Genomic DNA, 21,055 nt, shown 5'->3' with positions numbered 1-21,055 from the left:
ATTAAATTCAAAAGTAATTCATTGTATTGGAGAGGGGATTTTTTTATGTCTGAAGTTACGGGATATCATGTTGCTGTACTCGGTGCAACAGGTGCAGTAGGTCAAAAAATGCTAGAAACATTAGAACAAAAACAATTTCCAATAGGGAAATTAACTCTTTTGTCATCGAAGCGATCAGCTGGAACAAATATAAAATTTAACGATCAGGTATATACGGTTGAAGAAGCAAAACCAGAAAGCTTTGAAGGAGTAGATATTGCGTTATTTTCTGCTGGTGGTTCTGTTTCAAAAGCACTTGCACATGAAGCAGTTAAACATGGTGCTGTTGTGGTAGATAATACGAGTGCATTTCGTATGAATAAAGATGTACCACTTATCGTGCCAGAAGTGAATGAAGCAGATATTCAGAAACATAATGGCATTATTGCTAATCCAAACTGTTCAACGATCCAAATGGTAGCAGCATTAAAACCAATAAAAGATGCTTTTGGTTTGAAACGAGTTTTGGTATCTACTTATCAAGCAGTTTCTGGTGCTGGAAACCAAGCAGTAGAAGAATTATCAGACCAGTCTCAAGCATTTTTAAATGGCGAAGATCTTGAAGCTAACATCTTACCAGTTAAAGGTGAAAAGAAGCATTATCCAATTGCTTTTAATGCATTACCTCAAATTGATGTATTCCAAGATAATGGTTATACGTTTGAAGAAATGAAAATGATAAATGAAACAAAGAAAATTTTACATGACGATGTATTGCCAGTTGCTGCAACGTGCGTTAGACTACCATTCTTTACATCACATGCTGAAAGTGTATATGTTGAAGTAGAAGATGAGAACGTTAATGTAGAAGCAATCCAGAAAGCGCTATCTGAAGCACCTGGTATAGTCTTAGAGGATGACCCTTCAAACCAGATTTATCCAACACCGTTAGATGCTGCTGGAAAATCAGACGTATTTGTTGGGCGAGTACGCAAAGATTTAGATCAACCTAAAGGATTCCATTTATGGGTTGTTTCAGATAATTTATTAAAAGGTGCAGCCTGGAATTCAGTTCAAATTGCTGAATCATTAATCAAAAATAACTGGTTGTAATGTCGAGGTGGCAACATGGAAGTATTAATACAAAAGTTTGGCGGAACATCCGTTCAAAATAAACAAGTTAGACAAAAAGCAATCAACCGTATTAAAGGGTCCGTTGAACAGGGATATAAAGTTGTTGTTGTTGTTTCGGCAATGGGAAGAAATCCTGAACCTTATGCAACTGATTCTTTATTAGGTTTAGTTGATTTTCCTGACACCCATATTTCTAGTCGTGAACAAGATCTTTTGTTGTCTTGTGGTGAAGTCATTTCATCTGTGGTATTCTCAAATGAATTGAAGCAGAATGATATTTCTTCTATTGCTTTAACTGGTGCACAAGCAGGATTCTTAACAACAGAGGAATTCACTTCTGCAAAGATAAAGGAATTAAAAGTTGATCGTATTACACATGAGCTAAATAATCATCAAGTAATTGTTGTTGCTGGTTTTCAAGGTATCTCTGAAACAGGGGAGATTACTACTTTAGGTAGAGGAGGAAGTGATACCTCCGCTGCTGCGTTAGGTGCGGCACTTAATGCTGCATATATCGATATTTTCACAGATGTTGCTGGTATAATGACAGCGGATCCGAGAGTAGTGGAGGATGCTAAAACATTAGATGTAGTAACGTATAATGAGATTTGCAACCTTGCATATCAGGGTGCAAAAGTCATTCACCCAAGAGCTGTAGAAATTGCCATGCAAGCCAAAATTCCAATGCGTGTGCGCTCTACCGTATCTAACGATATTGGTACATTAGTTACTTCTTCCCTAGATGAAATCAAGGGAAAGGATATTACGGATCGCTTAATTACTGGAATTGCTCATATGTCAGATATTACACAAATTAAAGTAGATACAACAGAAAATGTGGATCAATTACATTCAAATGTATTTAAAGCAATGGCCGAGGCAGGAATTTCAGTTGATTTTATCAATATCTCACCTAATGGTGTAGTATATACGATTCCACAAGTCTTTGCAGAAAAGGCAAAACAATTGTTAAATCAGTTGCATTATCAACCTGAAATGATCCATCATTGTGCGAAAGTTTCTTTAGTTGGGGCTGGTATGACAGGCGTACCTGGTGTAACAGCAAAAATCGTGCAAACTTTAACAACAGCAGGCATACAAATCTTACAGTCTGCGGATAGTCATACGACGATTTGGGTCCTTATTCACCATGATGATCTTGTCCCAGCTATTAATGCATTACACAAAACATTTGAGTTAGATAAATATAGTGAAATAGCTGGCGTCTAAAAGTGATCACTAGGTATGAAAGGAGTAGGTGACTATCGTGAATTTTGGAAGCTTATTAACAGCAATGGTCACACCATTTGATGAATCAAATGGTGTGGATAATCAACAAGTGGAAAAATTAGTTGAACATTTAATCCAACATAAAACAGAAGGATTAATTGTGGCAGGTACTACAGGAGAATCTCCAACGTTATCAAAGCAAGAAAAAATAGACTTGTTTGAATTTACAGTTAAAACGGTTAATGGAAGAATTCCTATCATTGCAGGGACAGGATCTAATAATACCCAAGAAACAATTGATTTAACTAAGAAAGCAGAAAAAGCAGGTGTTGATGGGATTTTATTAGTAACACCATACTATAATAAACCTAATCAAGCTGGTTTATATGAACATTTTAGATCAGTAGCTGAATCAACTAATTTACCAGTCATGTTATATAATATACCTGGTAGAACAATGGTTCATCTGTCTGTGGAAACCATTGTATCTTTATCAAAAATTGATAATATTGTTTCCATAAAAGAGTCTAGTGGGAATTTAGATGCAATCTCACAGATTATTGAGCAGACAGATGAAAACTTTACTGTTTATAGTGGTGACGACAGTTTAACTTTACCTTTAAAATCCATTGGAGCAAATGGGGTTGTATCTGTCTCTTCCCATGTTATTGGAACAGAAATGAAGCAGATGTTAGAATGTTTTGACAAGGGAGAAGTACAGGAAGCAGCCAACATTCACCGTAAGATACTTCCGATTATGCGTGGTTTATTTGTTGCACCGTCTCCAGCTCCCGTTAAATTTGCATTACGTTTACAGGGCATAGAAACAGGAGCAGTTCGCTTACCACTGGTTCCATTGTCGGAAATAGAAGAACAACTTATTAAAGAATTGATGAATGATATAGATTAGCTTTTTAACAGACTCTCGCCTTTGTAGGTGAGAGTCTGTTTGTTTGTTACTCTTCGTATGAACTTCTACTTAATGTCCATACTAATAAGAGATTTCAAAAAAAGGAGCTGAGATAATGTCAAAAACAGATAAATCACAAGAGGAAGAACAAAAATCATCATTAGTTGAGAAAATACAACAACTAGGTCAAAGTACGGTTCCAACTGCACCAGATTCTAATATCCATGTACTATCGATTATCGGGCAGGTAGAAGGTCATGTACAATTACCACCTCAAAATAAAACGACTAAATATGAGCACCTTCTGCCCCAATTAATAGCAATAGAACAAAATCCGAAAATTGAAGGACTAATTATTTTGCTCAATACGGTAGGAGGAGATGTAGAAGCCGGATTAGCTTTATCTGAAATGATTGCCTCATTGTCTAAACCGACAGTATCAGTAGTTCTAGGTGGTGGACATTCTATCGGTGTTCCGATTGCAGTCGCAGCAGATCATTCCTACATTGTTCCATCTGCAACAATGACCATTCACCCAATTCGGCTTACTGGTTTGGTAATAGGTGTGCCACAGACATTTGAATATTTAGATAAGATGCAAGAGCGTGTTATTCAGTTTGTAACAAGCCATTCCAAAGTAAGTGAGGAAAAATTTAAATCACTTATGTTTGAAAAAGGTAATTTGACTCGAGATATTGGTACAAATGTTGTTGGTAAAGATGCAGTAAAATATGGGTTAATCGATGCGGTTGGTGGAGTAAAAGAAGCCATGGTACGTTTGAATGAACAAATTGAAATGTATAAAGAAAATAAGGGAATGATACAATGATACTGTATACTCCCCTAGACTATAATGATGTGTTTGCAACGAATCAAGAACAGTATGACAAGCAAAAATTGATTGAAGTAGAGGGCAGATCCATGTTGGTTGATTGCTTAGAAAATGGTAACTATCGTATTATTCAATTACTATCAACAAATCCGCAAGACTTCCTAGAAGAATCACTTCAACCGGGAGAAGTAATCAAAAATTAAATGATTTCTTGATTTCCATAAATGATAGTAAATTATTAAAAAATTTACAACAGAAAAAATTACTTATGCTATAATAGAAATGTCTAACTAGAAAGTTTAATGTGAAAAAACTTGGAGCAAGACAGTTGTAAACTTTATCGTTTCTATCTAGCAAAAATCGATAAACCCTTGTCTACCAGGCGAGGGTTTCTATTATCATTTTAGTACAATTTGAGGTGAGAGAAATGGCAAAGCGGAAAAAGAAGAAAAGTCAAAAAAAATTACAACAACAATTAAAGTATGAATTATTAGGTATTTTATTTATTTTCCTTGCCATTTTAGGTAGTGGTGCTAGTGCAATAAGTGAAGGAGCTATTCCGAATTGGCTAGAGCTTTTATTTAGATTATTGTTTGGAATTTGGTATATTATCGCTTCCTTGGCATTATTAGGGATCGGTTTATTTTTGGTAATTAAACGGAGGTTGCCAACTCTTTTGAATCGTAGATTAATAGGTACAATGATCGTTTTTCTAGCTTTATTATTAGTAACGCATATAGGAAAGTTTGAATTAGCTGCAACTCAAAATGCATCTGTTTTACAATTAACATGGTCTAATTATATGGCATTTGTCAATGGTAATATGGTTGCCTCTGATTTGGGGGGAGGCTTGTTAGGGGGTATCCTATTCGCATTTACATACGTGCTTTTCTCTCCAGACGGAGCAAAAATTGTTGCATTCTTTTCGTTTTTAATTGGTATTGTTTTTATCACTGACTTCTCCATTGGAGCTTTTTTAGAAAAAAAATTAGATGGTATAAAGTCACGGATGAAAGCTTTTGCTAAAAATAGAAAAATGAAAAAGGCAGAGCAGATAGAGCAAGTTAATACAGAAGAAGAAATAGAAATTGATGGTCCATTTGAAGATGTACCTGAAGAGAACACAAATGTTACAGAAGTATTAACAACAGAACCAGTTATTCAAGAATTTACAGATATAGCACATCAATCAATAGATTCAGAGAAAGATAAAACATCAGAAGATAAAAAAGAATCAAATAATGAAGCAGAAGAATCAGAGGCAATACAAGCACTTCCTTTAACGGAAATGGAAAATATTGATTATCAACTTCCTTCCCTTGATTTGTTAGATGAACCCAAAAGTCAACATCATCAACAAGCTAAAGGTGAAATTCAAGCCACTGTGAGAAAGTTAGAACGAACATTTCAGAGTTTTGGTGTTAAAGCAAGGGTTACTCGTGTACATGTTGGTCCAGCAGTAACAAAATATGAGGTTTACCCTGAAGCTGGCGTAAAAGTTTCAAAGATTGTTAATCTACATGATGACTTAGCACTTGCTTTAGCTGCAAAAGATATTAGAATAGAAGCACCAATTCCAGGTAAATCAGCTGTAGGTATTGAAGTTCCAAATAAAGAAATAGCTACGGTATCATTACGTGAAGTATTAGAAACAAATCAGGCAAGTAATGCTTCGATATTATCTTTTGTTTTAGGAAGAGATATTTCAGGAGACGCGGTAGTTGCTGAACTAAATAAAATGCCACACCTACTTGTTGCTGGTGCTACAGGTAGTGGGAAGAGTGTATGTATCAATGGAATTATTACTAGCATTTTAATGCGGGCTAAACCACATGAAGTAAAGATGATGATGATAGATCCTAAAAAAGTAGAATTGAATATATACAATGGTGTACCACACTTATTAACTCCTGTTGTTACTGATCCTAAGAAAGCATCACGGGCATTAAAAAAAGTAGTGGCAGAAATGGAAAGAAGGTACGAGTTGTTTTCTGATACCGGTAATAGAAATATAGAAGGATATAATGAATATATTAAACGATACAATAATACCGCACCTTCTGAAGAGCAACAACCGCTGTTACCCTATATTGTTGTTTTAGTAGACGAGCTTGCAGATTTAATGATGGTAGCTTCTAGTGAAGTGGAAGACGCGATTACTAGACTTGCACAAATGGCAAGAGCAGCTGGAATTCATTTAATTATTGCTACCCAACGTCCTTCTGTTGATGTTATTACCGGCGTAATTAAAGCTAACATACCTTCTAGAATTGCATTTAGTGTTTCTTCTCAAACCGATTCTCGTACGATATTGGATGCTGGTGGGGCAGAGAAATTATTAGGTCGAGGTGATATGTTATTTACTCCTGTAGGTTCGTCGAAGCCAACGCGTATTCAAGGCGCATTTCTTTCTGATGCAGAAGTAGAACATATTGTCGATCACTGTATCGAACAACAAAAAGCACAATATCAAGAAGAAATGATTCCAGAAGAAGAATCTGACGTTCAAAAAGAAGTAGAAGATGTATTGTTTGATGAAGCAGTACAACTAATAATTGAAATGCAAAGCGCCAGTGTGTCCATGCTTCAGAGGAGATTTCGTATAGGATACACAAGAGCAGCAAGGTTAATTGATGCCATGGAAGAACGAGGCATAGTCGGTCCTTATGAAGGGTCAAAGCCTAGGTCTGTCTTAGTATCGGAATACCCTGAACAAAAAACAAGTTAATTTAACTAAAAAAACTCTCCCTTTATACGTTACAGTACAGTTATAGGGAGAGTTTTTTATTCAATAAGTGAAAAAGAATATAAATATATTGACTTATTAGACGTCCAACCTTTAAAATAGAAATACAGAATCATGTTAACGCTTACAGATAAGTGTAGACGTTGGACGTCCTACCAAATTTAAAGCGTTATCATTGTTGATGTGACAAATATCACCGTTTTCACATGTTATATGTCTCTTTTAGTATTTATTTATCGAATTAATAATGTTATATTATTGATTGGCTATATTAATAAGGTGTAAATACTGGAGGTTTATGAATGTCAATGGCAAACATGTGGAATGCTGATTTTGAGAAAATATTGTTGGCATTAAAACAAGATATAGACAGCGGCTTATTTCAAGAAAATAAAAAATTACCGTCAGTACTTGCATTATCTGAAAGATATCAAGTTTCAAGACAGCTAATAAAAAATGTGCTACAACAGTTAGTCAAGGAAGAAATCGTTACGAATCGAGCTGGAGTAGGGATTTTTGTTAATCCACAACCAATTTTTTCATCAGGGATAGAACAATTGGCTAGCGTCACACAAATGATTAACCATGCTGGTAAAACTGCAGGTACACAGTATGTTTCTGCGGAAATTGTTGAACCGAGTAAAAGCGATCTGCATTACTTTCACGACGACAATCTCCGAAATCTAGCGAAAATAGAACGCGTACGAACTGCTGATGGTGACCCTGTTGTTTATTGTATCGATAAAGTTGATAAGCAACTGATGCCAATGGATCAATTACATAGCAAACATTCCATCTTTCAATTACTAGAGGATTGTAGCAAAAAGAAAATTGCTTATGCTGTTGCATTCATTGAACCAATCAGTTATGATTCGAAAATTTCACCAATATTAAAATGTCAGCCAGACCAAGCATTATTACTATTAAAGCAAATTCATTATACCGAAACAGACGAACCAATTCTTTTGTCGGAAAATTATTTTAGACCAGATGTGTTTCGATTCTATGTAGTTCGGAAGAGAATATGAATGTAGCTTATTTTGAGGAGGTGATGTCAGGTCAGCATCAGGTACTAACTAATATTTTCCTTAACTTTAACTTTGAACAATATAATTGGGGGTATAGAAATGAAAAAAAATCGTTTATTTTTATTATTTAGCTTGCTTTTAACTGCTGTGTTGATCTTAGGCGCTTGTGGAACTTCAAATGATAATGAGAACGCTGATAACACGGATGGTTCAGATAATAATGGATCTGAAGAAACAACAGAATTTAAAGTTGGTATGGTAACTGATGTAGGTGGTGTAGATGATAAGTCATTTAACCAATCTTCTTGGGAAGGTATACAAGCATTTGGTAAGGAACATGGATTAGAAGAAGATACAGGTTATGACTATGCACAATCTGATCAAGACGCTGACTTTTTACCTAACTTAAATCGTTTGGTTAGATCGGATTTTAACTTAATTTTTGGTGTAGGCTATAAATTAGCTGATGCTTTAAAGACAGTTGCTGATCAAAATCCTGAAACTAACTTTGCTATCATTGATTCAGTTGTAGAAGGTGATAATGTAGCTAGTATTACATTCGCTGAGCATCAAGGTTCTTTCTTAGTAGGTGTAGCAGCAGCATTAAAAACGGAAACAGGAAAAGTTGGTTTTATTGGTGGGGAAGAAAGTGATTTAATTAAAAAATTTGAAACTGGTTTTGTAGCTGGCGTAGCTTCTGTTGATCCTGAAATTACAGTAGAAGTAGACTATGCTGAATCGTTTGCAGCTCCAGACAAAGGAAAAGCAATTGCAGCAAATATGTATAATTCTGGTATAGATGTTATTTATCACTCTTCTGGTGCTACAGGTAACGGTGTATTCGCACAAGCGAAAGACATTAAGAATGGTGACCCAGACGCGAATGTTTGGGTAATCGGTGTGGATCGTGACCAATATGATGAAGGTGCAATTAATGATACAAATGTAACACTTACTTCTATGGTGAAACGTGTTGACACTGCTGTACAATCTGTTTCAAATCAAGCACTAAACGGAGAATTCCCTGGTGGAGAAGTTCTTACATTTGGTATTCAAGAGGAAGGTATCAGTGTAGCTGATACTAACGAAGAAGCTTATACTGATGATATTAAATCAGCAGTTGAGGACTGGAAGCAAAAAATTCTTGATGGTGATGTATCTGTTCCTTCAACAGATGAAGAATTAGAAACATATCTTGGTGAACTATAATTGATAACAAATCTTAAACTGCTTTAAACTATCAGAGGCTAGAGATTTTCTAGCCTTTTTTATCTCTACAAATCTGTGAAGTCTTCAAATGAAAAGAAATTACTCTCCCCTTTTCATTTGGTGATTTTTATCATATATTTTCCGTATAAGGAGTGAAGATTCATGGAGAATTATGTAATTGAAATGCTTCGAATACGTAAAGAATTTCCTGGTATCGTTGCTAACAATAATATAAACCTTCAAGTGAAGCAAGGAGAGATTCACGCTCTCTTAGGCGAAAACGGCGCAGGCAAATCTACACTAATGAATGTTCTATTTGGTCTTTATCAACCAGAGCAAGGTGAGATTCGCGTCAAAGGCAATGCAGTTAAAATTACTGATCCTAATGTTGCTAATGATCTAGGAATTGGAATGGTCCACCAACATTTTATGCTTGTTGATACCTTTACTGTAACGCAAAATATTATCTTAGGTAGTGAACCGAAAAATGGTGTAGTTATTGATACAAAACGTGCAGAAAAGGAAATTGTTGAATTATCAAAAAAATATGGATTGGATGTTGATCCAAAGGCCAAAATTCGAGATATATCCGTAGGAATGCAACAACGTGTAGAAATTTTGAAAACACTTTATCGAGGCGCAGACGTTCTAATTCTAGATGAACCTACAGCAGTTTTAACCCCTCAAGAAATTAAGGAATTAATGAAAATATTGAAATCACTCATTAAAGAAGGTATTTCAATCATCTTAATTACACACAAGTTAAAAGAGATTATGGAAGTGTGTGATCGCTGTACGGTTATTAGAAAAGGCGAAGGAATAGGTACGGTTAATGTGCAGGAATCAAATCCAAACGAATTGGCCTCCTTAATGGTTGGAAGAGAAATAAGTTTCACAACAGAAAAAGCACCAGCCCAACCTACAGAAGAAATATTGAAAATAAAAAATTTACAAGTCAAAGATATACGAAATGCTATGATGGTTAAAGGTTTAGACCTATCGGTTAGAGCTGGTGAGATCGTTGGGATTGCTGGTATTGATGGGAATGGTCAAACAGAATTAATTGAAGCATTAACAGGTCTTCGTAAAGCTGAAAGTGGTAAAATTTCTCTGAATGGAAAAGATCTTACTAATTTATCACCACGAAAAATAACGGAGTCTGGCGTTGCTCATATTCCACAAGACCGACATAAATTTGGACTTGTATTAGATTATGCTATTGGGGAAAATATGGTTCTTCAAACTTATTATCAAAAGCCTTTCTCAAATATGGGTATTTTATCTTTTAAAGAAATTTACAATTACGCTAATCGATTAATTGAAGAATATGATGTGCGTACACCGAGTCCTTATACGCAAGCAAAAGCATTATCAGGTGGGAATCAACAGAAAGCAATTATCGCTCGAGAAGTCGATCGCTCACCAGATTTATTAATTGCTGCACAGCCAACTCGAGGATTAGATGTTGGAGCAATTGAATTTATTCATAGTAAGTTAATTGAAGAAAGAGATAATGGGAAAGCTGTATTACTTTTATCCTTTGAATTAGATGAAATTTTAAATGTTAGTGATCGAATTGCAGTAATGTTTGATGGTAACATTGTTGCTAATGTGAAACCAGATGAAACAAATGAACAAGAACTAGGATTGTTAATGGCAGGAAGTAAGAAGCAAAAGGTAGGTGACCAGTAATGTTTTCTAATCGATTATTTAATATATTCGTACCAATCATTTCCGTATTGCTTGGGTTGTTTGCTGGTGCAATTATCATGTTTGCTTTTGGATACAATCCTATTGAAGGATATCAAGCATTATGGGATGGAGCCTTTGGTAATAGTTATTTCTTTGGTGAAACAATACGTCAAGTTACCCCATACATTTTAACTGGATTAGCGGTTGCCTTTGCTTTTAGGAGTGGATTATTCAATATTGGAGCAGAGGGACAGGTTATCGTTGGTTGGGTTGCGGCTGTTTGGGTTGGCTCAAGTATTGAAGCACCTATGGTAATTCATCTGCCATTATCCATACTAGCGGCTGCCTTTGCTGGAGCATTATGGGGATTTTTACCGGGTTTGTTAAAAGCGACAAAAGGTGTGCACGAAGTAATTATAACCATTATGATGAATTATATCGCCTTGCATGTCTCTAATTACTTGATACGAAACGTTATAAGTGATGGTGGTGACTCTTCCGACCGAATTGGAGACACAGCCTCACTAGCATCTAATTGGTTAATGGAATTAACTGATTACTCTAGAATGCACTACGGAATTATTGTCGCGATCATAGCAGCAATTATTATGTGGTTTATTCTGGAAAAAACAAGCTCTGGTTATGAATTTAAAGCAGTTGGATTCAATCCGCATGCATCTAAATATGCAGGGATGAATGTGAAGAAAAATATTATCTTATCAATGGTTATTTCAGGTGCTTTTGCTGGTTTAGCAGGAGCGATGGAGGGATTAGGTACATTTGGTTACATGCCATCCCATTCAGCGTTCACTAACTTAGGTTTTGATGGGATTGCGGTTGCACTATTAGGTGGTAATACGGCCTTTGGTACCGTAATCGCAGCATTTTTATTTGGTATACTAAAGATTGGTGCATTAAATATGCCTACATCTGCTGGCGTGCCATCTGAATTAGTTGAAATTGTAATTGCGTTAATTATCTTTTTTGTTGCTTCTAGTTACATCATTCGCTGGTTCTTGTTGCGTATGAGAAAGGAGGAGAAATAAATGGCATTTATTGATATATTACAATCCATCATTCCAATTGCATTATTTTACTCTGCTCCACTTATTTTTACGGCATTAGGAGGCGTGTTTAGTGAGCGATCTGGTGTTGTAAATATTGGTTTAGAAGGTTTAATGGTAATGGGTGCTTTTGTCGGTATCGTGTTTAACTTAACGTTCGCTGATGTATTTGGTGCAGCTACACCATGGTTATCCATTATTGTTGCGGCTATTGTTTCTTCTATTTTTTCATTACTGCATGCAGTTGCTTCGGTTTCTTTTCGAGCTGATCAAGTAGTAAGTGGTGTTGCCATTAACTTTCTTGCTTTAGGTCTAGGAGTATTCCTAACAAAACAATGGTATGGTAAGGGACAAACAGATATGGTAACTGAACCATTTTACTCTCAGAATATCCCGTATTTATCTGATATACCAATTATTGGGGATATGTTTTTCACGGGAGCATATTATACTTCATTTCTAGCAATTGCTTTAGCTTTTGTTGCCTGGTTTGTATTATATAAAACGGCTTTTGGTTTGCAACTTCGATCTGTAGGGGAGCATCCAATGGCAGCAGATACAAACGGGATTAATGTATATAGAATGCGTTATATTGCGGTAATGTTATCAGGAGCGTTTGGTGGTTTAGGTGGCTCTGTATTTGCACTAACCATAGCACTTAACTTCTCGTCTTCAACAATTGTTGGCCAAGGTTTTATGTCCTTGGCAGCTGTAATCTTTGGTAAATGGCATCCATTAGGTGCTTTAGGTGCTGCACTATTCTTTGGGTTTGCGCAAAGTTTGAGTATTATTAGTACAAATATTCCATTCTTGGCCGATGTACCAAAAGTTTATTTAACGATTGCTCCATATGTACTCACAATCTTTGCATTAGCAGGATTTATTGGACGAGCAGAAGCTCCTAAGGCTAATGGTCAACCATACATTAAAGGAACTCGTTAAACATATTGAATTCATTCATTTGAGTCTGGTAATTGTTACCGGGCTCTTTTTTCGATAGAATAAGTTCTAAGGGCATAGTAATAATAAAGAGAAGTAGAATTAATATGAAGTACAAGGAGGCATTAATTTGACCATTTCGAATGAGAAAATAAGTAAACAAAATGGCTATCAGTTACATGTAATTAATACAAAAAAATTCAAGACGATTCATATTGTTTTGAAATTTCGAGCACCACTCACCAAAGAAAATATAACAAAACGGGCATTATTACCTTTTGTTTTGCAACAAGGAACTACTTCTTATCCGACACAGAATAAGTTTCGTCAAGCATTAGATAATCTTTATGGATCTGAATTAAATATGGATGGTGCAAAAAAAGGAAACAATCACATATTGACACTTCGAATGGAAATTGCAAATCAAGGATATTTAACTACAGATACGAATATTTTTCATGAAGCAGTTAAGCTTCTACATGAAGTAATTTATTCGCCAAAAGCCAGTAATGGAGCTTTTGATGAGAATATAGTAACTAGGGAAAAACAAACATTAAAACAAAAGATTCATTCCATTATTGATAATAAGATGAGCTATGCCAATATGCGTTTAATTGACGAAATGTGTGCAGAAGAAGCGTATCGTTTGCATGTTCATGGCTATGAAGATGATTTAGAAAGTATTAATGCACAAACATTATATCAATACTATCAAGAATTACTAAGCAAAGATCAAATGGATATTTATGTTTTAGGTGATTTTTCATCAATAAATGTAGAAGACACCATTTCCTCATATTTTAATCATGACAGACATACACAATCGATTGAAAATAGTAAGGAAACATATAATGTTGAAACTACAAAAGAAATAGAAGAACAACAAAACATTCAACAAGCAAAACTGCACCTTGGGTATCGGACAGACATTACTTATGGGGATTCACTTTACCCAGCACTTCAGGTTTTCAATGGTGTGTTTGGTGGTTTTCCAAGCTCTAAATTATTTATTAACGTAAGAGAGAAGAATAGTTTAGCGTATTATGCTGCATCCAGATTTGAAAGTCATAAAGGACTGTTGCTTGTTTTCAGTGGAATCGCTCCTAATGATTATAAACAAGCAAAACAAATTATTTTAGAACAGATGGAAGCAATGAAAAAAGGGGAGTTTTCTGAAGAGGACGTAGAAGAATCAAAGAAACAAGTGAAAAATCAATGGAAAGAAACGATTGACCATCCAAATGGTCTTATCGAAATACTTTACCATCAGGTGTTAGCAAATGCCGATCGTACCCCAACAGAAGTTTTGACTCAAATTAATCATGTAGCAAAATCGGATCTGATGGAAGTGGCAAGTAAATTGCAGTTAGATACCGTTTATTTCTTAACAGCTCAGGGAGGAAAGAATGATGAATAAACAATATTATGAGCAATTAAAAGAAACGTTATATGCAAATGATTTAGCTAATGGTTTACAAGTGTACTTGTTACCAAAGCCAGAGATGTCTAAAACATTTGCGATATTTGCTACTGATTACGGATCTATTGATCAGACTTTTGTTCCAATAAATCAAAAAGATTATATTACCGTTCCAGATGGAATTGCACATTTTTTAGAGCACAAACTTTTTGAAAAAGAAGACCGTGACGTGTTTCAAGATTTCACAAAACGAGGTGCATCAGCAAATGCTTTTACCTCATTTACAAAAACAGCATATCTTTTTTCAGCTACTGAAGAAATAGAAAACAATGTAGAGACATTACTTGATTTTGTGCAAGAGCCATATTTTTCTGATCAATCTGTAGAAAAAGAAAAGGGAATCATTGCTCAGGAAATTCGTATGTATGATGACCAAGCCGATTGGCGTGCTTTCTTTGGTACAATTGGTAATATGTATCATAACCATCCAGTACAAATAGATATCGCTGGAACAGTCGATTCGATCCAAGCGATTACAAAAGAAGATCTATATACTTGTTATGAAACATTTTATCATCCCTCAAATATGATTTTATTTATAACTGGTAATTTTGAACCGGAAAATATGATGCAGTTGATCGAAGCCAATCAACAGAAAAAAACGTTTAAGACATTAAATACAATTGATCGATCATTTTCAAATGAACTACCGACTGTTGCTAAACAAAAAACAGTGCTAGAAATGCCTGTGTCTGTTCCTAAATGTATGGTAGGTATTAAAGAGAATTTACAAACAGTAGAAGCTAATTTTATGCAGCAAGACTTGCTAGCAGACATGCTTTTAGATCACTTTTACTCAAAAAGTGGCGTTTTTTATCATGAACTATATGAAAAAGATTTAATTGATGATAACTTTTCCTTTGAATCCAATCGAGAAAAGAACTTTGCTTTTTCTGTCTTAGGTGGAAATACAACAAAACCAGATCAATTAGCAGATACAATCAAGGAACAGCTACTAAGATGGAAGAATACATCCTTAACACCTTCAGAATTTGAACGTATGAAGCGGAAAAAAACAGGTGAGCTATTACGAAGTATGAATAGCTTAGAAACCATTGCGCAACAATTTATTCACTATAAAACATTAGGGTTTGATTATTTTAACTTGTTACCTATACTTGATGAGATCACGATAGAAGATGCAAATGACTACTTACAAAGTTGGATCAATGATGAAAATGTCACGGTGTTTCAAATTATGCCAACCACGGAAGAAAAATAATGCATAAGCACTGTTTAATTATTGGTGCAAGTGGTGATATTGGCAAGGCAATTGCAGTTCAGTTAGCAAATGAAGGGTTTACTTTATCCTTGCATTATTACAAGAATGAGCAAATCATTAATGACCTGTTCAAAGCGTTGCCAGATGAAGTAATTATGGAAAGTGTACAAGGGGATTTACGTACGGAAAAAGGAATAAGTCAGTTTATTCAATCTGTTTCTTTTCAACCTACTCATGTTGTTTTTGCTAATGGACAATCATTAAACTGTTTGCTTCAAGAGACAACAAATGAATCGATGGATGAACTGTTTTATGTTCATGTAAAAGCTTTATGGAGGATAACAAAAGCTTTTCTTCCTTCAATGATTCGTAATCAATATGGCAATTTTATTGTTATCTCATCCATATGGGGAGAAATTGGTGCAAGTTCAGAAGTGATTTATTCTTCTGTTAAAGGTGCACAAAATAGTTTTGTTAAAGCTTTAGCGAAAGAAGTAGCAATTAACAATATACGAATCAATGGTATAAGTCCTGGGTTAATACGTACAAAAATGAATGCACACTTAACGAAACAAGAAGAATGCATGCTAACAAATGAAATACCGGCTAATCGAATGGGAACAACAAAGGAAGTAGCAGATCTTGCAGCATTTTTAGTTAAGGATTCCGCTAGCTATATTAATGGTGAAATAATAAAGATAGATGGCGCTTGGTAAATAAAGGGATATGTATATTTTCTCTCCTTCTTCACAAGCTAACTATACAAGATAATGAAGGAGGGAAAGTAGACATGTCAGTTTTAGATAATTTTGAATCTTGGAAGGATTTTCTTGGGGATCGATTACATCAAGCGCAAGCCCAAGGAATAAGTCAAAATGCAATATCAGATCTAGCTTATGATATAGGTAATTATTTATCAAATAACGTGGATGCTAAAAACCAGAAAGAAGCTGTGATTAAAGAATTATGGAATGTTGGCGATGAAAAAGAGCAACACGCAATTGCTAATATGATGGTAAAATTAGTTCAAAATGAAGGTACAGATCGCTAATACAAAAGTCCTTGCTTTAGAGCAAGGCTTTTTATATTTACTAATTTATTTATTTTTGAATTTCCTTCTTTCAAATACTATCCATATTTTGAAATATCATATACAATAGAATGGAAAGACAAAGAATTAACGTCTTTTTTATCTCTTTCATAAATAGATAAAATCATTTATGATAAAAGTAGTGTGAAAAGCTATATATACCTGTTATTATTTAATTGGATGGTGTTAACATGGAAATTGGTATGAGATTAAAAGAAGCGAGAGAAGCAAAAAACCTCTCCATTGAAGATATTGAAAAAATGACTAAGATACAATCAAGATATTTAAAAGCGATTGAAAAAGGTGAGTTTTCTCTACTACCAGGAACTTTTTATACTCGAGCTTTTATTAAAGAATATGCAATAGCCTTAGGATTAAATGCAAGTGAATTATTAGAGGAATATAGTCATGAGTTGCCATCTATGGAAGAAGATCCAACTATAGAGTATACACGAGTGCAACGTAGCAAAAAGACTAGTAATTTGTCACAAAAAAGATCTCCAATTTTTTCTTTATTACCTACCATTATTACAGGGATATTAATTGTCGGTGTTGCCTTTATTATTTACCTAATCAGTAGTGATTTCTTTTCTAATGATGATAAAGAAAATACTGAACCACCTTCTTCTGAGCAAAATGGAGGAGATGAAGTAACATTGCCACCAGAATCAGAAGATGATAGGAACGAAGATGATACAAATTCCACAGATAAAGATGATAATAATGAAGCACCTACTGAAGAAAAATCAGAAAATGAAGCAGATCAAGAACCCACATTAGAGTTAGTAGAATTTGAAAATGATCAATCTACTTATGAATTTACTTATAAAAAAGATCAGATAACATTAGAATTCGAAACAGAGGGTAGGAATTGGTTAGAAGTTGAAGATAGCAATGGTGAAAATCTTTATTATGGGAATTTTCAACAAAACGACTCACCAATGCAATTAGATATTTCTGATAATGAACAAATATTCCTGAAGTTTGGTGAACCAACTACGATCTCGATTGAACTGAATGGCGTACCGTTAAAATTACCTGATGATATTAGTAGTCCAACAGCTGTTCAACGTGTTTGGATTAATATGAATCAGGATATAGAATAGAGTATGAAATATACCCTTTTCATCATACGGTGAGAAGGGTTTATCATTTATTTGGCATTAATGAGTTTTTAGCTATTATATCGCAATTGATAGCTCTCATATATATTAATAAACCATTATTTTATATTGTAAGACAAAGGAGAATACATATGAATATACCAAATCGAATAACATTATCACGTATTTTTTTAATTCCAATTTTTATTTTACTTTTAACGTTGCCATTGGACTTTGGGGAATGGATAATTGGAGCTTCTACATTACCAATTGTTGATTTTGTTGCTGCTGTTTTATTTATTATTGCCGCGGGAACAGATTGGATTGACGGCCATTACGCGAGAAAATATAACTTAGTAACTAATTTAGGTAAATTCTTAGACCCTATGGCAGATAAATTATTAGTTTCCTCAGCCTTTATTCTTTTAATTGAAATGGGAATGATTCCTGCATGGATTGTTATTATAATTATTAGTAGAGAATTTGCTGTCACAGGTTTACGTTTAGTTGCAGCAGGAGAAGGATTAGTGCTAGCAGCTGGGAACATGGGGAAATGGAAAACCACCTTTCAACTTGTAGCTATTGCAGCTTTATTATTACACAACTTCCCATTTTCCTATATTCATTTTCCGTTTGATACCATTACATTATATATTGCATTAATACTAACCGTCATTTCTGGGGTGGACTATTTTGTGAAAAATTGGCATGTGATGAGAGGTTCGAAATAATGGGTGAAACTTATAAAGCTGAAGTAATAGGTGTAGGAACAGAATTGCTATTAGGACAGATTGCAAATACAAATGCAAAGTGGATTTCTGAACAGTTGGCAAATGTAGGAATTAGTATATTTTATCACCAAGTAGTCGGTGATAACTTGGAGCGTGTTATTTCCTGTTTTGAACAAGCTGCCAATCGATCTGATCTTGTATTTGTAACTGGTGGGCTAGGCCCCACAGAAGATGATTTAACTAGAGAAGCTTTTGCAAAGCTTTCGAATAAAAAACTAATGATGAATGAGCAAGTACTTTCTACTATTGCTAATTATTTTAGTAGAAATAACCGTCAAATGACTGCCAATAATCGTAAACAAGCAATGACGTTTGAACATTCGATTGCTATACCTAATCCAATAGGTACTGCACCTGGTATGATAGTCAACCATAAAAATTGTATGTTTATCTTTATGCCAGGTGTTCCGAGAGAAATGAAAAAAATGATGGAAGGGTTTGTAATTAATTATTTAAAAGACCAATTTTCCTTACAAGATGTAATCAGGTCTCGAATGCTTCGATTTATAGGAATAGGTGAGTCTCAACTAGAAGACAAAATTCAAACACTGATTTCCAATCAAGATAACCCTACGATTGCTCCATTAGCTACAGATGGTGAAGTAGCTATTCGTTTAACTGCAAAAGCAGAAACAGCTCAACAAGCTAATCAACTGATTGAACAAAAAGAAAAAGAACTACTCGATGTAGTTGGTAACTATCTTTATGGCCATGATGATATTACTATTGAAAAAGCGATTCTAATGTTATTAAATGAAAAAAATCAGACAATTGCCGCAGCGGAAAGTTTAACTGGTGGGCTGTTTGCAGATGCAATGGTGTCGAACCCAGGTGCAAGTGATGTATTTCTTGGGAGCATTGTTAGCTATGCAATGGATGCAAAAAAAGACGTACTAGACGTATCGGATACAATGTTAGATCGATATGGTGCAGTTAGTCATGCATGTGCTGAAGAAATGGCAAAAAAGGCCGCTAATAAGTTTAAATCAGACATTGCAATTAGTTTTACTGGAGTTGCAGGTCCAAATACTTCTCAAGGGAAAGAAGTCGGTACTGTTATTATTAGTATATATTTTCGAGGAGCCATTGCCCAAACAGAAGAATTTCATTTTTCTGGGGATCGTAATTTTATTCGTAGACGATCAGTTAAAAAAGGGCTTGAGCTTTTATATCATTTATTGAAGAAAAATAGTTGAAAATCAAGTTTAAACTACTTTATATGAATTAAATATGTCGTTTGTCTAACGTAAAAGGTAATTATAAACAGTGTAACTACTTCTAAAAAGAACGAACATTTATTCGCTTTTTGCTTGTTAAATCTCAAAAAACAAGTTATGATAGTAATAGTTTAAATTTCGAGGGGGAAATAGCGTGAGTGATCGTAAACAAGCCTTAGATATGGCGTTGAAATCAATAGAAAAGCAATTTGGTAAAGGCTCTATTATGAAATTAGGAGAGCGTGCAGAACAAAAGGTAGCAACGGTCTCTAGTGGTTCATTAGCACTAGATGTAGCACTAGGTGTTGGTGGCTATCCTAGAGGACGAGTTGTTGAAATATACGGACCTGAGTCTTCAGGTAAGACAACTGTTTCATTACATGCCATTGCAGAAGCTCAAAAACAAGGTGGTCAAGCAGCTTTTATTGATGCTGAGCATGCGTTAGACCCAGTTTATGCTAGAAATTTAGGTGTTAATGTTGATGAACTATTATTGTCTCAACCAGATACAGGTGAACAAGCATTGGAAATTGCTGAAGCTCTAGTGCGAAGTGGAGCGGTTGATATGATTGTTATTGATTCTGTCGCTGCGCTTGTTCCTAAAGCAGAAATAGAAGGTGAAATGGGAGACTCTCATGTAGGTTTACAAGCAAGATTAATGTCTCAAGCCTTACGAAAATTATCAGGAGCAATCAATAAATCAAAAACAACAGCCATCTTTATTAACCAAATCCGTGAAAAAGTAGGTGTGATGTTTGGTAACCCTGAAACCACACCTGGTGGTCGAGCATTAAAATTCTATTCATCTGTACGTTTAGAAGTGCGTCGAGCAGAAACGTTAAAACAGGGAAATGATATGGTCGGTAACAGAACAAGAATTAAAGTAGTTAAAAATAAAGTAGCGCCACCTTTTAAACAAGCAGAAGTAGATATTATGTATGGAGAAGGAATATCTAAAGAGGGTGAGCTACTTGACATAGCTTCCGACTTGGATATTATTCAAAAAAGTGGTGCATGGTACTCTTATAATGAAGAGCGTTTAGGTCAGGGAAGAGAAAACTCTAAACAATTTTTAAAAGAACATCCTGATATTACAGAGGAAGTGTACAACAAAGTTCGCAATCATTATGGTATGGATGTAGCCGCACCATCAACGGAAGAAACAGATACGAAAGATAAAAAATAATGATTGCATTAAAAACTGATAACAATATATGTTATCAGTTTTTTTGATAAAATATGACGTTTCCTTGACATAACAAACTAGCAAGATTAAAATTAAAATGTATAATTTTATTATACATTTTTGATTAATTATGCATTTATACTGGTAAAACTGTACATGCCGACTTAAATTGTTTTGTACAAATTCATAGCAAGAGGAGGTGA

Annotated in this window: 19 protein-coding genes; all 19 read left to right on the top strand. The window is 34.8% G+C overall.

Going from position 1 to position 21,055, the window contains the following annotated elements; translation table 11 throughout:
- Positions 1-45 precede the first annotated feature (45 nt).
- The 19 genes from asd (at position 46) to recA (ending at position 20,852) form a co-directional block, all read left to right on the top strand.
- Positions 46-1,092 (top strand): aspartate-semialdehyde dehydrogenase, encoded by a 1,047-nt coding sequence (gene asd, locus BN1058_RS09465; RefSeq protein ID WP_090856496.1) that lies wholly within the window; start codon positions 46-48, stop codon positions 1,090-1,092.
- A 15-nt stretch (positions 1,093-1,107) separates the two neighbouring features.
- Positions 1,108-2,343, top strand: a complete 1,236-nt coding sequence (dapG, locus tag BN1058_RS09460; protein WP_090856493.1) for an aspartate kinase — start codon at positions 1,108-1,110, stop codon at positions 2,341-2,343.
- 37 nt (positions 2,344-2,380) lie between these two features.
- Positions 2,381-3,253 (top strand): 4-hydroxy-tetrahydrodipicolinate synthase, encoded by an 873-nt coding sequence (dapA, locus tag BN1058_RS09455; RefSeq protein WP_176694491.1) that lies wholly within the window; start codon positions 2,381-2,383, stop codon positions 3,251-3,253.
- A 115-nt stretch (positions 3,254-3,368) separates the two neighbouring features.
- On the top strand, positions 3,369-4,082 hold the full coding sequence (locus BN1058_RS09450; RefSeq protein ID WP_090856490.1) for a ClpP family protease: 714 nt from the start codon (positions 3,369-3,371) through the stop codon (positions 4,080-4,082).
- On the top strand, positions 4,079-4,288 hold the full coding sequence (locus BN1058_RS09445; protein ID WP_090856486.1) for a YlzJ-like family protein: 210 nt from the start codon (positions 4,079-4,081) through the stop codon (positions 4,286-4,288). The genes BN1058_RS09450 and BN1058_RS09445 overlap by 4 nt, the downstream gene beginning before the upstream one ends.
- Before the next feature lie 224 nt (positions 4,289-4,512).
- Positions 4,513-6,813 carry an FtsK/SpoIIIE family DNA translocase gene (locus BN1058_RS09440; RefSeq protein ID WP_090856483.1) on the top strand — a complete coding sequence of 767 codons (2,301 nt, stop codon included), beginning with the start codon at positions 4,513-4,515 and terminating at the stop codon, positions 6,811-6,813.
- Positions 6,814-7,133: 320 nt separating this feature from the next.
- Positions 7,134-7,859 carry a GntR family transcriptional regulator gene (locus BN1058_RS09435; protein ID WP_090856481.1) on the top strand — a complete coding sequence of 242 codons (726 nt, stop codon included), beginning with the start codon at positions 7,134-7,136 and terminating at the stop codon, positions 7,857-7,859.
- 99 nt (positions 7,860-7,958) lie between these two features.
- Positions 7,959-9,068 (top strand): BMP family lipoprotein, encoded by a 1,110-nt coding sequence (locus BN1058_RS09430; RefSeq protein ID WP_090856478.1) that lies wholly within the window; start codon positions 7,959-7,961, stop codon positions 9,066-9,068.
- 162 nt (positions 9,069-9,230) lie between these two features.
- Entirely contained in the window at positions 9,231-10,760 is a 1,530-nt protein-coding gene (locus tag BN1058_RS09425) for an ABC transporter ATP-binding protein (protein ID WP_090856475.1), read from the top strand.
- Positions 10,760-11,806 carry an ABC transporter permease gene (locus tag BN1058_RS09420; RefSeq protein WP_090856472.1) on the top strand — a complete coding sequence of 349 codons (1,047 nt, stop codon included), beginning with the start codon at positions 10,760-10,762 and terminating at the stop codon, positions 11,804-11,806. Before BN1058_RS09425 ends, BN1058_RS09420 begins: the two co-directional genes overlap by 1 nt.
- Positions 11,807-12,766: an ABC transporter permease gene (locus tag BN1058_RS09415; protein WP_090856469.1), complete on the top strand. Its 960-nt coding sequence runs from the start codon at positions 11,807-11,809 to the stop codon at positions 12,764-12,766.
- Between the two features lie 127 nt (positions 12,767-12,893).
- Positions 12,894-14,180: an EF-P 5-aminopentanol modification-associated protein YfmF gene (locus BN1058_RS09410; RefSeq protein ID WP_090856466.1), complete on the top strand. Its 1,287-nt coding sequence runs from the start codon at positions 12,894-12,896 to the stop codon at positions 14,178-14,180.
- A complete protein-coding gene (locus BN1058_RS09405; RefSeq protein WP_090856462.1) occupies positions 14,173-15,465 on the top strand; it encodes an EF-P 5-aminopentanol modification-associated protein YfmH in 1,293 nt (430 codons plus the stop codon). The genes BN1058_RS09410 and BN1058_RS09405 overlap by 8 nt, the downstream gene beginning before the upstream one ends.
- The gene (locus BN1058_RS09400) at positions 15,465-16,181 is read left to right on the top strand and encodes an elongation factor P 5-aminopentanone reductase (RefSeq protein WP_090856460.1); all 717 of its coding nucleotides are present in this window, start codon (positions 15,465-15,467) and stop codon (positions 16,179-16,181) included. Before BN1058_RS09405 ends, BN1058_RS09400 begins: the two co-directional genes overlap by 1 nt.
- A 74-nt stretch (positions 16,182-16,255) precedes the next feature.
- Entirely contained in the window at positions 16,256-16,516 is a 261-nt protein-coding gene (locus BN1058_RS09395) for a DUF3243 domain-containing protein (RefSeq protein ID WP_090856457.1), read from the top strand.
- A 230-nt stretch (positions 16,517-16,746) separates the two neighbouring features.
- Positions 16,747-17,661, top strand: a complete 915-nt coding sequence (locus BN1058_RS09390; RefSeq protein ID WP_090856454.1) for a helix-turn-helix domain-containing protein — start codon at positions 16,747-16,749, stop codon at positions 17,659-17,661.
- A 149-nt stretch (positions 17,662-17,810) separates the two neighbouring features.
- A complete protein-coding gene (gene pgsA / locus BN1058_RS09385; protein ID WP_090856451.1) occupies positions 17,811-18,389 on the top strand; it encodes a CDP-diacylglycerol--glycerol-3-phosphate 3-phosphatidyltransferase in 579 nt (192 codons plus the stop codon).
- Positions 18,389-19,645, top strand: a complete 1,257-nt coding sequence (locus BN1058_RS09380; protein WP_090856449.1) for a competence/damage-inducible protein A — start codon at positions 18,389-18,391, stop codon at positions 19,643-19,645. The genes pgsA and BN1058_RS09380 overlap by 1 nt, the downstream gene beginning before the upstream one ends.
- A 175-nt stretch (positions 19,646-19,820) precedes the next feature.
- Positions 19,821-20,852: a recombinase RecA gene (gene recA / locus BN1058_RS09375; protein ID WP_090856446.1), complete on the top strand. Its 1,032-nt coding sequence runs from the start codon at positions 19,821-19,823 to the stop codon at positions 20,850-20,852.
- The last annotated feature ends 203 nt before the right edge of the window (positions 20,853-21,055 follow it).

It is taken from the genome of Paraliobacillus sp. PM-2 (assembly GCF_001368815.1).
Taxonomy (GTDB): domain Bacteria; phylum Bacillota; class Bacilli; order Bacillales; family Amphibacillaceae; genus Paraliobacillus.
The sequence above is the reverse complement of the archived record's forward strand: the minus strand, read 5'-3'. Positions and strand labels throughout refer to the sequence as shown.